This is a genomic window from bacterium (assembly GCA_035691305.1).
Lineage (GTDB): Bacteria > Sysuimicrobiota > Sysuimicrobiia > Sysuimicrobiales > Segetimicrobiaceae > DASSJF01.
This window is the reverse complement of the sequence record DASSJF010000011.1, coordinates 1-13,005: the sequence shown is the minus strand read 5'-3', so window position 1 is coordinate 13,005 and position 13,005 is coordinate 1. Positions and strand designations below refer to the sequence as shown.

At 68.2% G+C, this 13,005-nt stretch carries 13 protein-coding genes; 3 read left to right on the top strand and 10 right to left on the bottom strand.

Annotated features, from left to right (window positions below):
• The 6 genes from VFL28_02210 to VFL28_02185 all read right to left on the bottom strand — a co-directional run.
• Positions 1 to 366 (bottom strand): biotin carboxylase N-terminal domain-containing protein (locus VFL28_02210; protein ID HET7263455.1); only part of this gene is annotated, 366 nt, incomplete at its 3' end.
• 3 nt (positions 367 to 369) lie between these two features.
• Entirely contained in the window at positions 370 to 1,977 is a 1,608-nt protein-coding gene (locus tag VFL28_02205; protein HET7263454.1) for a carboxyl transferase domain-containing protein, read from the bottom strand.
• A 68-nt stretch (positions 1,978 to 2,045) separates the two neighbouring features.
• The gene (locus tag VFL28_02200; protein HET7263453.1) at positions 2,046 to 3,146 is read right to left on the bottom strand and encodes an alcohol dehydrogenase catalytic domain-containing protein; all 1,101 of its coding nucleotides are present in this window, start codon (positions 3,144 to 3,146) and stop codon (positions 2,046 to 2,048) included.
• The gene (gene lsrF, locus VFL28_02195) at positions 3,143 to 3,946 is read right to left on the bottom strand and encodes a 3-hydroxy-5-phosphonooxypentane-2,4-dione thiolase (protein ID HET7263452.1); all 804 of its coding nucleotides are present in this window, start codon (positions 3,944 to 3,946) and stop codon (positions 3,143 to 3,145) included. The genes VFL28_02200 and lsrF overlap by 4 nt, the downstream gene beginning before the upstream one ends.
• Before the next feature lie 126 nt (positions 3,947 to 4,072).
• Positions 4,073 to 4,456, bottom strand: coding sequence for a hypothetical protein (locus VFL28_02190; protein HET7263451.1), 384 nt, complete (start codon positions 4,454 to 4,456; stop codon positions 4,073 to 4,075).
• 178 nt (positions 4,457 to 4,634) lie between these two features.
• Positions 4,635 to 6,314, bottom strand: a complete 1,680-nt coding sequence (locus tag VFL28_02185) for a thiamine pyrophosphate-requiring protein (protein HET7263450.1) — start codon at positions 6,312 to 6,314, stop codon at positions 4,635 to 4,637.
• A gap of 65 nt (positions 6,315 to 6,379) precedes the next feature.
• Here VFL28_02185 and sixA point away from each other — a divergent pair, with 65 nt between their 5' ends.
• Both sixA and VFL28_02175 read left to right on the top strand, forming a co-directional pair.
• Positions 6,380 to 6,883 (top strand): phosphohistidine phosphatase SixA, encoded by a 504-nt coding sequence (sixA, locus tag VFL28_02180; protein ID HET7263449.1) that lies wholly within the window; start codon positions 6,380 to 6,382, stop codon positions 6,881 to 6,883.
• A gap of 13 nt (positions 6,884 to 6,896) precedes the next feature.
• Entirely contained in the window at positions 6,897 to 7,937 is a 1,041-nt protein-coding gene (locus VFL28_02175; GenBank protein HET7263448.1) for a CHAD domain-containing protein, read from the top strand.
• Between the two features lie 463 nt (positions 7,938 to 8,400).
• Here the strand turns inward: VFL28_02175 and VFL28_02170 are convergent, their stop codons facing one another.
• Entirely contained in the window at positions 8,401 to 9,018 is a 618-nt protein-coding gene (locus VFL28_02170; protein HET7263447.1) for an SPOR domain-containing protein, read from the bottom strand.
• Positions 9,019 to 9,250: 232 nt separating this feature from the next.
• Here VFL28_02170 and VFL28_02165 point away from each other — a divergent pair, with 232 nt between their 5' ends.
• Entirely contained in the window at positions 9,251 to 9,577 is a 327-nt protein-coding gene (locus VFL28_02165) for a hypothetical protein (protein HET7263446.1), read from the top strand.
• Positions 9,578 to 9,970: 393 nt separating this feature from the next.
• Here VFL28_02165 and VFL28_02160 read toward each other — a convergent pair whose 3' ends face one another.
• The 3 genes from VFL28_02160 to VFL28_02150 all read right to left on the bottom strand — a co-directional run bounded on the left by VFL28_02160 (position 9,971) and on the right by VFL28_02150 (position 12,428).
• Entirely contained in the window at positions 9,971 to 10,177 is a 207-nt protein-coding gene (locus VFL28_02160) for a cold-shock protein (GenBank protein ID HET7263445.1), read from the bottom strand.
• Between the two features lie 125 nt (positions 10,178 to 10,302).
• Entirely contained in the window at positions 10,303 to 11,103 is an 801-nt protein-coding gene (locus tag VFL28_02155; GenBank protein HET7263444.1) for a hypothetical protein, read from the bottom strand.
• 881 nt (positions 11,104 to 11,984) lie between these two features.
• Positions 11,985 to 12,428, bottom strand: coding sequence for a hypothetical protein (locus VFL28_02150; GenBank protein ID HET7263443.1), 444 nt, complete (start codon positions 12,426 to 12,428; stop codon positions 11,985 to 11,987).
• Between the last annotated feature and the right edge of the window lie 577 nt (positions 12,429 to 13,005).

The window sequence follows — 13,005 nt, the reverse complement described above, 5'->3', positions numbered from 1 at the left end:
CGCGGTCTTGTCCCCCAGGCGCGCGATGACGGCGGCCGGCGGGCCGACGAACCGCAGGCCCGCGCGGGCGACGGCGTCGGCGAAGGCCGCGGATTCGGCGAGGAAGCCGTACCCCGGGTGCACCGCGTCCGCGCCCGACCGGCGCGCCGCGTCGAGCAGGCGGCCTTGGTGCAGGTAGCTCTCACGCGGGTCGGCGGGTCCGAGGTGCTCGGTGCGGCCGGCCAGCCGCGCGTGCGGCGCGCCGCGGTCCGCGTCGCTCGCGACGGCGACGGTCTCGAGGCCCAACTCGCGGCACGCCCGGATGATGCGTACGGCGATCTCGCCGCGGTTGGCGATGAGAACGCGGCGCAGCGGTCGGCCGGTCATACGCTACATCCGGAAGACGCCGGGACGCATGCCCTCGACCGGCGCGTTGAGCACGGCCGACAGCGCGAGCGCCAGCACGGTGCGCGTGTCCGGGGGGTCGATGATGCCGTCGTCCCACAGGCGCGCCGTGCTGTAGTACGGATCCCCTTCCGTCTCGTACTTGGCGAGGATGGGCTCGACGAGCGCCTGCTCTTCCTCCGGAGACAGCGTCCGGCCCTCCCGCCGCCGCTGGTCGCGCTTCACGGTCAGGAGCACCGTCGCGGCCTGCTCGCCGCCCATCACGGAAACGCGCGCGTTCGGCCACATCCAGAGGAACCGCGGATCGTAGGCCCGGCCGCACATCGCGTAGTTGCCGGCCCCGTACGACCCGCCGATGATCACGGTGAGGCGCGGTACGCCGCAGGTCGCGACCGCGTGCACCATCTTCGCGCCGGCCCGCGCGATGCCGGCCGCCTCGTACTGGCGGCCGACGATGAACCCCGTGATGTTCTGCAGGAACACGAGCGGGATTCGGCGCTGGCCGCAGAGCTCGATGAAGTGCGCGCCCTTCTCCGCGCTCTCGACGAACAGCACGCCGTTGTTGGCGACGACGCCGACCGGGATGCCGTGGATGCGCGCGAAGCCCGTGACGAGGGTCGTGCCGTACAGCGCCTTGAACTCCGCGAGGCGGCTGCCGTCCACGAGCCGCGCGATGACGTCGCGCGCGTCGAACTGCCGCCGCAGGTCCCGCGGCAGCAGGCCGTAGATCTCGCGCGGATCGTAGCGGGGGTCTTCCGGCGGCGTCAGGTCCAGCGCGGGCCGCTTCACGCGGTTGAGCGCGCCGGCGATGTCGCGCACGATCTCCATCGCCTGCGCGTCGTCATCGGCCATGTGATCGACCACGCCGCTGCGGCGCGCGTGGACGTCGGCTCCGCCGAGATCCTCCGCGGAGACCTCCTCGCCGGTCGCCGCGCGCACGAGCGGCGGCCCGCCGAGGAAGATCGTGCCCGTGCCGCGGACGATCACGGCCTCGTCCGCCATCGCCGGGACGTAGGCCCCGCCGGCGGTGCACGAGCCGAGCACCGCGGCGATCTGCGGGATACCCTCCGCGGAGAGCACCGCCTGATGGTAGAAGATGCGGCCGAAGTGCTCCCGGTCGGGAAAGACCTCCGCCTGAAGCGGCAGGAACGCGCCGCCCGAGTCCACGAGGTAGATGCAGGGCAGCCGGTTCTCGCGCGCGATGCGCTGGGCGCGGAGGTGTTTCTTCACCGTCACGGGGTAGTACGTGCCGCCTTTGACCGTCGCGTCGTTCGCGACGATCACGCACTCGAGCCCGCGCACGCGGCCGATACCCGTGACCAGCCCCGCGCCCGGCGCCTCTCCCCCGTACATCTCCCAGCCGGCGAGCGGCGAGAGTTCGAGCAGCGGCGACCCGGGATCGAGCAGCAGGTCGATGCGTTCGCGGGCGCTCAGCTTGCCCTGCTCGCGCAGCCGCCGGCGCGCCCGCTCGCCGCCGCCGGCCCGGACGAGGGCCAGTCGCTCCGCGAGGAGGCGCGCCAGCCCCTCGTGGTGCTCGCGGTTGGTTCGGAACTCGGGGGAGCCGACGTCAACGTGCGATTCGAGGACGCCCATCGCCGCGACCTATTCCGCCCCCGGCTCCGCGGGACCTCCGGCCGGAAGCCGCGAATGCGACGCGGCATTCAACGTCGGTGGTCGAGGATCACCTTGATCGAATCATCGGCGGCGGCGACGAGGCGGAATCCCTCGGCGACGTCCGAGAGGCCGAGCCGGTGCGTCACCATGTCGTCCACCGCGACGCGCCCCCGCGCGATCAGGCCGAGCGCCTCGGCGTAGTCCGCCGGCGCCGCACCGTAGGACGTGGTAACGGTGAGGTCCGTGCGGAAGAACGTCTCGTTGAAGGGCACCGCCGGGAACGCGTAGTCGGGGCCGGACGGCGCGAACAGCATCACGGTCCCGCCCGGCTCCGCGCAGCGCAGCGCCCCGGCGATCGCCGGGCCCGCCCCGGTGCAGACGATGACGAGGTCGGCCAGGCGGCCGTCGTTCGCCTCGCGCACCTGCGCCGTGAGATCGCCGCCGGGCCGGAACGCGGCGTCCGCCCCGAAGCGGCGCGCGGCCGCCAGCCGGTACTCCGAGATATCCGCCGCCACGACGCGCCGCGCGCCGGCGGCGCGTGCGAGCTTGATGTGGAGGAGCCCGATCATCCCGCTTCCCGCGACGAACACGGTGTCGTCGCAGCGGACCGGCGCGGTCCGCTGCGCCCGGACCACGCAGGCAAGCGGTTCGACGAAGACGGCCTGGTCGAACGACACCGTGTCGGGCAGCGGATAGACGCCGCGGTCTACGTGGATCGGTGTGAGGCGCGCGTACTCGACGAAGCCCCCGGGATCGAAATTGGTGCTGTGCAGCGTGTGGCACATCGTGTGGTGACCGCGGCGGCAGTGCCGGCACGTGTTGCACGGCACGTGGTGCGCCGCGGTGATGCGGTCGCCGGTCCGGTAGGCGCGGACGCCCTCTCCGACGACGGCGACGGTGCCCGCGACTTCATGGCCGAGGACAAGCGGCGCGCGGTGCCGGCGGTACCATTCCATGGCGTCGCTGCCGCAGATACCGCTCCGCTCGATCCGCATCAGCAGTTCGCCCGGGCCGATCGCGGGAACCGGACGGTCTTCGAGACGGACGTCGTGGTTCGTATAGTACACGGCCGCGCGCATCCGGCCGGCCGGCGCCGGAGCCGCGGCGGTCGCGCCGGCGGCCTCGCCGTCGGAGGCGGGCCGCCTCATCGCCTCGCGGCCGGTTGCGCCCCTTCCGCGGCGCTGCGCCGGAACAAGGCATAGGCATCCTGGGGCGACGCGCCGTCGTGGACGATCGCGCGGACCGCCTTGATCATCGCGACCGGCGCGGCGTGCTGCCAGATGTTGCGGCCCATGTCGACTCCCGCCGCGCCCTGGCGGATCGCGGACGACGTCAGCTCCAACACGTCCATCTCCGTGTCGAGCTTCGGACCGCCGGCGACGACGAGCGGCACGGGGCAGCCCTCCACCACCTTCTCGAAGCCGTCGCAGTAGTAGGTCTTGACGATCTGCGCCCCCGCCTCCGCCGCGATCCGGCAGCACAGCGCGAGATAGCGGGCGTCGCGTTTCTCGAGCTCCTTGCCGACCGCGGTCACCGCGAGCACGGGCATCCCGAACTCCTGCCCTTCGCTGACGAGGGCGCCGAGGTTGAGCAGCGTCTCGCGCTCGTGGGCCGTGCCGACGAAGACGGAGAGCGCGACCGCCGCGGCGTTCAACCGCACCGCGTCCTTCATCGTCGTCATGATGCCTTCGTTCGACAGATCGTCGGCGAGGATGCTCGTCCCGCCCGATACACGCAGCACGATGGGCACGCCCGCGCCGGGCGGGACGGAAGAGCGTACGACGCCCCGCGTGACCATGAGCGAGTCCGCAAACGGCAACAGCGGCTCGATCGTCTTGCGGGGGACTTCCAACTTGGACGTCGGTCCCATGAAGTAGCCGTGGTCCACGGCCAGCATTACGGTGCGGCCGGTGTCGGGCCGGATGATGCGGTGCAGTCGGTTACGCATGCCCCAGTCCATGCCGTGTCCTTTCGGTCCTGAGGCGGCGCACGCCTGCCCGCGGCTGAAAGCGCGGCGCCGAGGACAGTACATTCGTCCTCGGCGCCCTGCTCGACAGGATCGTCTCGTCCTCGGTTACTGCACCGGAATCTGCACCACCGTCACCGCGACGGACTGCGGCTGAGGACTGCAGGTCGGGCCCGGGGCCTGGCTGGTCGGTGGGGCGCCCACGCACGCGTTCGCCCCCTGCGATGGCGGCACGACCGTCGGCGTCGGGTTGTTCTTGCTGATCTCGACCGTGCGGAGCGGCGCCGCCGGCGAGTGGTTGATCGCGATGTGCCGGACCCCGGCGTACCGGGCCGCGATGTGCGGGATGGCGGCGTACCGGACCGGGGTGCGCCGGACCGCGATCTGCCGGACCCCGATGTCGCGGACCACCGTCCCCGTCCGGGCCGGTGTGAGCGAGCCGATCCCGAGGAGCGCGCACACGGCGAGACTTCCCGCGAAGAAGTGTTTCATGGCATCCTCTCGCGCTGTGACATCCTCAGTCCCGTATTTCCCCTTATCGGACCACATGCCGCGTCGGAGCGGCAACGTGGAGCCGGCACGCCGTGCCGGCCCCGCGGCGGGGGTGGGCGTGACATCCGGCGCCGACCGCCCAGGACCGGGTGCGAGGGGCGAACGTGCCCGCCGCCGGTTACTTGAAGACCGAGATTTCGATCTCTTTCGCGGTGATGAACTCGAGCAGCGCCGGCACACCCTGAACGGTCTGACGGATCGCGCGCTTGATCGCGGGGACGATCTCGTCCGGCTCGGTGACGCGCTCGCCGTAGCCGCCCAGCGCCTGTGCAAACGCCGCGTAGTTGCCCGAGATGTCGGTGCTGCGGTATTTTTCCGTGGAGACCGGCATCACCGGCAACTCGATCGCCATCGAGAAGTTGTTGAGCAGCACAGAAAGAATCGGGATGCGCTCCCGGACCGCCGTTTCGAAGTCCATCCCGGTAAACCCGATGGCCGCATCGCCCCAGACGTTGATGCAGAGTTTCTCCGGCGCGAAGAGTTTCGCGCCCATCGCGAGGCCGAGCCCGTAGCCCAGCTGGGTCGTCTTGCCCCAGCCGATGTAGGTCAGCGGCGCCTCCACCTGCCAGAACGGCGACAGCTGGTCGCGCGGGCTGCCGGCGTCGTGCGTGATCACCGTGTTGGCCGCGTCCACGGTCCGCAGCAAATCGCGGATGACGCGGTACGGCGATAGCGGGGTGTCGTCGGAGTTGAGCTTCGGGCTCCACTGCGCGAGCCAGGCTTCCCGACCGGCTTTGATCTCCCGCGCGACGGCCTCGGCGCGCCCCCGGCGCGGCGCCCGCACACGGTCCTTGACCGCGGCGAGCAGCGCCTCGAGGACGAGTCCGGCATCGCCGATCACGACATGGTCGGCCGGCAAGTCCTTGTTCACGTCCGCCGGGTCGAGGGTGGCGTGGATGATCGTCTTGCCTTTGGGCATCACGACCCCGTAGTTGGTCGTCGCGAAACTGCAGCCGATGCCGAAGATGACGTCGCTCTGCCGCAGAAAGTCGTGGACCGGTTTCGGCACCGAACGCCCGCCGCTGCCGAGCGACAGCGCGTGCGTCTCGGGGAACGCGCTCTTGCCCTGAAGGCTCGTCGTGACGGGCGCGCCGAGCCATTCCGCGAGGTCCTTGAGCTGACTCCACGCGCGCGCGTAGTGCACACCCTGCCCTGCGTAGATCACCGGACGCTCGGCTTCCACCAGCACCCCGGCGACTCGTTCGATCGCCTGCGGATCGGGACCGACGCGGACCGCAGCCGTGGGCCGGTAGTCCGCGGGGTCGGGGATCTCCGAAGCAAGCACGTCGGTCGGAAACTCGATGAGCACCGGGCGCGGCCGGCCGTTGCGTACCTGCGTGAAGGCGCGCCGCATCGCGTTGGGCGCCTCTTCGGGCAGCACCACCTGCTCCGCCCACTTGGTGACGTGGCGGTAGTTGAGCGCGGAGTTGAAGTTCGGGGCAACGTTGGTCAGACGCCGCGGGTAGCCGGCCGGCAGCACCACGATCGGGGACGAGTCGCCGTACGCCTGCGCGACGCCGCCGAAGGAGTTCTCCGCCCCCGGCCCGTGCTGCATCGCGAAGACCCCGATCCGCCGGCCCGACGACATCCGGCTGACCGCGTCGGCCATGTGCAGGCCGGTCCGCTCCTGGCGCACGATGATCGTTCGGATGTCCGCGACGGCCGCGGCTTCGATGATCGGGTTGACGGGATAGCCGATGAGAAACTCCACGCCCTCGCGCTTGAGGATCTGAGCGATCGCCGCTGCGACTTTCACACCCGATCCCCCCTGTTCGCCCTCCGACGGATCCGCAGGCAGGTTCTGGGGGGCGGCGGCGGGTTCCTCGGCTCGGCAGGAAGCCGCGCCGGCGGAGATCGATAGATATGCACATGCGGGTGTACTTTCTGCGGCACGGCATCGCGGCCGAGCGCGACGACTGGAAGGGCGACGACGCGGCCCGCCCCCTGACCGAGGAGGGCGTGGAGCGCACCGGCGCCGTGGCGGCGGCGCTCGCCGGCCTCGGTGTGGACGTCGGGGCGATCGTCACCAGTCCGCTGATGCGGGCGAGGCAGACCGCCGATATCGTCGCGCGGGCGCTGGGACGCACGTCCAAGGTCGTCGAAGACCGCCGGCTCGCACCGGGCTTCAATGCCGCGGGGCTCCGCGAGATCCTGCGCGATCATGGCGGCGAGGGAAACGTGATGGTGGTCGGACACGAGCCCGACCTCAGCGAGACCGTCGGCGCGCTCACCGGCGGAGGCCGCGTCGTGATGCGGAAGGCCGGGCTCGCCCTTGTCGACCTGCCTCACGTTCACGCGGAGCGCGGTGAACTGCTGTGGTTGGCGCCCCCGAAGATCCTGACGCGGCTCCGAACCCCGCGCAAGTAGCGCGCGCCGACCGATGCCGGGCGAGATCAAACCGCTGCGTATCGACCCGGTCGTCTCGGCGTCCGGCGCCGCGCCGCCGGCGAGGCCGCGGACGGCGGCGATCGCCCTGGACGACTCGATGACGGAGGCCGCGCGGAAGGTCCTGTGGCGGAACTGGAAGCGCGCCCACGCCGCGGAACCCGGCGCGCGTCGCGGCACGGACAGCGAGGACCTCCACGACCTGCGCGTCGCGGTCCGGCGCATGCGCGTCGCGCTTCGCCTCTTTCGGGGCGACCTCGACCGGGACGCGGTCCGGCCTATTCGCAAGAGCCTCCGGCGCACGGCGCGCGCCCTCGGCGCGGTTCGCGACCTCGATGTCTTCCACGACAAGGTGCGGCACTATCTCGACGCGCTGCCGGGGGACCGGCGTACGGAGCTCGACCCCCTCCTCGCCCTGTGGAGGGCCGAGCACGCCGGCGCGCGGGCCCGGTTGGTGAAGTGGCTTGACAGCCGCGCGTTCGCGCACTTCAAGGCCGAGCTCGGCGAGTATCTGCGCCGGCACGACGCGAAGCCGGATCGTCGCGGCGAAAGCCGGCGCGGCGGCGACCGCGTCCGCGACGCGGTACCGGTCGTACTGCTCCGCGGCTGGACATCCGTTCGAGGGTACGACGAATCAGTGAATACACCCGGCGCGCCGCCCGACGAGCTCCACCAGCTGCGTATCGCGTGCAAGCGCCTGCGCTACACGCTGGAGTTCTTTGTACGGCTGCTCGGCACGCCGGCCGAGCGCCTCATCGCACAGCTCACGAACGTCCAAGACCATCTCGGCAACCTGCAGGACGCCGTCGTCGCCTGCGGGATTCTACGGAACGTCCTGGCCTCGGGGGATTGGACCGGCGGCGACGGCGGGGCCGGGCGCTGCGCGCCGGCGGCGGTCGTGCCCGGCATCGCGGCCTACCTCGACGCGCGGCAGCGCGAGATCCAGACGCTCGTGCTGACATTTCCGGCGGTGTGGGGTCCCGTACGCTCCACGAAGTTCAAACAACAGCTGCTCGCCTTGACCGCGGACTGGTAACCCGGCTCGGAGCCGTCGAAGACGCGACCGAGGCGCTCCGGCGTCGCCTCGATCGCGTGACGCGGGCGGTCGCTCGGTTGGAACGCGCGGCCGGCGATCGATTCCGACGCTAGGGGTCGCTGTGGGGCGGGTTTAACGAACGATAAGGGTTCGCGGTCCGCCTGCTTTGTGAGCCATCTCCTCAACGCACTCGAGCACGAGATCTAGAGGCAGCCGGCCCTTTGTGCGCGCCTGCTGTCGAAAGTACTCCACGGTGCGATCGGAGAGGCCAAGATCGCGCAATTTTTTCACGGAGGCGTCAACCAGTGCGCGGCTCGCCGCTCCGCTGGACGAGGTATTGCGTCGTTCCCGGTCTGCCCGCGCACTGGACACTTGCGCCCACCTTTGGCCTGCCATGCCTTTCGGCAATGCTTATGGACCGAGCGCGCGATTTTAAGACCCGCGCGGTCGCGGGGTGCGGCTCCTACTGGCGGAGCAGGATGGCCTCGAACCCGTCGTTCCGCAGTCGGTCGGCGAGACGTTCCGCGGTCGGCCGGTCGAAGACACCGATGATCCAGACCCGGTGCGGCGGCCCGGTTGGGACGTCGACGATCATCGCGACGTAGTCGTGGGAACGCAACTGACGCTCGAGATCTTGCGCGTACTCGAGTACGTTGAATGCGCCGATCTGCAGATGGTAGCTCGCGGCCGGCGGCGTCTGCGATTGCCGCATCGGAGGCGCGGGCGTGCTCGTCTGCTCAGCCGCAACGGGAAGCCTGGACGGCGCGGGAGTACGCATCGCGGAAATACGCGCGGTGGGACGCGTCGCCGTATCCACGCGCGATACCGAGGGCAGGTGAACCGACACGCCGCTCGAGCGCGCCAAGATCTCTCCGAAGAGATACGCCGACGCCATCGCGGCGCACACGATTAGAATGAACGCCACTCGGTGGATGCGCCGGGCCGCTTCGGGCCGAGGGGGGGTCGACGAACTTGAAGCCGACGGACCGGACCGTGCCGCTCCCTGTTCGATCCACAACTGGCGAAATTCCACCATGAGCTTGAGGATCGCGTTATCGTTGGTTTCGCTCTCGTGTCCCATTTTGGTCGACCCGCCGGCAAAGTAGGTCGGACGCCTCTCATTCCTATTCCAGCGACGTATAACATCGCTCTCGCCCGGCTCATATCCTCTCGCAGATCGTACCGCCGCGACAGTCTCGCTGCAGGAAAACGCCACAAAAAGTGCGCAGAGCCGCCGCGGCTCAAGGAGTTCTCGCCCGATGCGCCAAGTTCACCGGCAGCATAGACACTCTTCTGACTCAGAGGGTGCCGAGATGGCGTGGTTCGGTAAGAAGACGCGGGAGCCGGACGTGGACACCGCTCCGGAGGTCCTGACGGTACGCGACCAAACGGTGCGGGACCTCATGCGATTCTTTCTTGAACGTGGGACCTCGGTGCCGGATGCGATCCGCTACAGCGCGTTTTTCGTCGGGTTCGCCGTGGCACATCTCGCGTCGATCAAAGGCGCGGCCGCAGACGACTCCGATCGCCGGCGGCTCGTCCAGATGGCTCAGGACGCCATGGAGGAGGGCATGAGCGCGGTCGGCGCGGCGCTCGACTCCGAGATCGGAAAGATCCTCAGGGCCCACCAATACATTTGAATGCCTTGCTGAAGAGAATTCGAGGCGGTGGTGTTGGCGGTGTCTAAATCAAACAGTGTCCGCGCCAAAGCCGGTCTGCCGTGGCCCGAGAGCGGCATTTACATGTGCGACAAATGCCATGCGCAGCAAGCGGGCCAGACGGGGGTGATTGCTACCCGCTGCGCCGTCCTGCGCGGGGTACATCAACGGCCGTGTAACTGTGCCTACTTTGTCCTAGTCGATCGCCCCGGCCCGATGGAATAGCCGCTCGACGTGCGGCCAACGCCCGATCCCGCTCGTTGTTGAGCGACTAATGTAGGTTAAGGTTGAGTCACACGCAGGGGAGAGCGGCCGGTTATCCGGCTGCTCTCCCCATGCGCGGTATCCGGAATCCGCGGAAAGCCGCCGGCTGCCTTACCCGACGACGCGGACGTTGCTCGCCTGGGGGCCCTTTTGCCCCTGGGTGGCTTCGTACTCGACCTTTTGGCCTTCGTTGAGGGTCTTGTAGCCCTCGCCCTGGATTGCGCTGAAGTGCACAAAAAGGTCCTTGCTGCCGTCTTCAGGAGTAATGAAACCATACCCCTTCTCGCCGTTGAACCACTTTACCGTACCTGCTGCCATTCTGCACCCACCTTGTAAATCGTGCTACCAACCGACTCTGCAGTCGTGCTGATGCTTGTGCAGTATGACACGTCCCGTCCGCATGCGCAAGGAAGGGCCGGTTGAGACCCGTCGGTTGCCGGGCGTCAGGTCGGTCGTGACTTACCGCGATCACGGGAGCGTGTTCTGTACGTCTGTATGTGATCGAGGATGACCCGCTCATCGCGCCGACTGAACCTCAGTTCAGCCTGAGGAGGTCGCCGCGTCACTTCGCCTGAGGTGATCCGCCAGCCGCGGTGGATCATCGCGTTGATGGCGGCGAGGGCCGGTTCAGTTCCGCGGAAAACCAGGCTGTGTGATCGCGATCGAGCGACACCGGGATCTGTCCAGTTGCCGTCGAGGTACCCGCGAAGGAACGGGGCCATGAACTCTAGCGGGAAATCCTCCAGCACGGTCGGATCGTCACCGTGGACCTCCGAGGGAATACCCCACCGCACGAGAGCGTCGCAGAGACTTCGGTCGCGGATGTAGAGTTGCCAGCCGAGGAGGCTGCTGCGGCAGGATTCGGTTCGCACTTGCGGCGTCGCGAGATCCGCCAAGAGAATCTGCATGTACTCCTGCGACCGGTGCCCCAGTGTCACGATGAGCGCGGAGGACGCGCCTTGCCCGACGACCCGGCCAGCGGCAGTGAGAAATCCCACCCAGTACACCTGGATGTCCGCCGGCGGAAGCCCCGTATCGACGGCGACATGGTTGAGCAACTGGGCGGGATCCGACAACCGGGCGTCGGCGACGGGGACGAGCATCTGCTCCACAATCTTGAGCGGAGTGCCGAAGGCCTGCGCGATCTCCGCCGCGTTCTTGCCTTTACGGGCCGCAGAGCGAATCTGCACCGTGCGCTGCCGGACTTCGAGTAGATTCTGGCTGAAGCGCCTCTGGATATTCACGAGACCTCTACATCGCTTGCCGGGTCAGCGGGGTCCTGCTTGGGAGGGACCGGTGAAGGTGTGGGGGGAGGTTCGGATGACGCACCCGGTGGAGACACTAGGATATTCTTTCGGGCATGCTTGCGTGCCAACTTGGCATCGCGTTTTGTCTGCTGTCTCAGCTCGCGTGCTCGTTTCGCGGCGTTGTAGTTCGGACGCTTCAAGTATCACGCTCCCTATATCCGACTATTCTCCACTATAGCACGCCATCGGGCAGGCGGCCGTCCCTCGCCGGGAGCGGGCCGGCGCCTGCTACGGGTCGTCGCCCGGTCGGTCCGGGTTACTGAGTGCAGGGTCGCAGCAGTGGAAACCGCGTCCGACGGACGTCCCCCAGAGGGTGTTTCCCCTCGATGCTCCCGTAACTCGAATAGGGGGCCGATGCTCTTTTGTTGTCCGTACAGGTCCTCTACATTCGAGGCAGCGACACACAAACGTCCGGTAGTGACGGAACGGTTCTCTATGACCTGGCACTCCCACGCAGGAAAGGACGGTCCAGTGCTACGAGGCGAGCACGTCTGGACAACGCGCCAGGGCAACTACACCTACACGATCCTCATCGAAGACCATCCCGCGAGCCGCGGATATGACTGGAAAATTGTCAGGGTATCCGCAATGTCCAGCGCCCTCGTACATGCTGCGGTCGCCGCGGAAGGTTGGGCGCGGAATCGCGAAAAGGCCATCGAGACCGCGGAAGCACTTATCCAAGCGGTCATGAAGCAGAACCTCGATGCGGACACTGGTGAGCGCCTCAACGGGGCACGTCCCCACCGCACACCTACTGTGATGTGACCGAACGACTGCGCCGGCAGTCAAGCCGGGACAGTCGATCGTACCGGCTACGCTCAGGCGGGGGGCGGTTCGGGGCTGATGGGCAGTCTCCGGCCGACGTAGCGGGTGCCCCGCTTGTTCAGGGCCCAAATCTTCCATCCGCGATCGGACAATCGAAACGGCACGTGCTGCGCGAGAAAGTCCACGTACGCACGACACGTCGTGTTCAACTCTGCGAAGGGTAGAGAAAAGAAGACCGAAACGGTTGACCGCTTTGCCAGCCGCGCGAAAGCGTAGGAAGCTCCAAGGACCCGTCCGCTCCCGGCCGCCTGCCCAAGGTAGTGGGACGGGCCCTGAAACGGAAGTATCGTCCGAGTGTGCGGATCGACGAAGCGAAACTCCGCCGTCAGATTCAACGTCAGCGGGGCCAGCCTGGCGTCCGGGAACGAGCGGACGGCGTCCAAGTCCTGGAGCAACAGCGTCAGGTCCGCCGTTGTCGCCGACCACTGGCGACCCATGGCCGCGCCGACCCTGCGCGACCTCTTCATGGGAAATTGGGCCGAAAATCTCCGCTTGAGCGGCTGCAACGTAGCGTCCGGAGTATCTCCGTCCTCAAGCAACTCAACGATGATATCGCGCGGTCGGTCAAAATCGGTGCACCGCCCAAGGAACCGCTCGATCAGTGTCCAGGCTGCTGTGAACCCGCGGCTTCGCAGCCTGTGAGCCCCGCCACTCGCGATGGGAAGGCCATCGTATGTAATTAAACCGCGCACCCCCGTAGGTTGATAAGCGGTGCCCAGTAGCGGATGATCCTACCTTGGCGGCACGTACATTTCGTTCACGCGGCTGTAGGTGCCACCGGGCCGGCGCCAGGGAAACATCTTCCGGTCCTATTGGCCGCCCGCAGCGGACTTGCCTTGCCGCTCCGGAGGGGTTTCAGGACATGCGCCGAAAGTGCGGGGAGCGGCCGGCCTTGCCCTGGGGCGACATCCAGACGCGACTAACGAGAAACACGGTGCTCATACTCGTACCAGCGCGGCGAGGGAGGAGACCGGATGGTACATTGGCTGAGGTCGCTTCAGAACCGTCGGATGT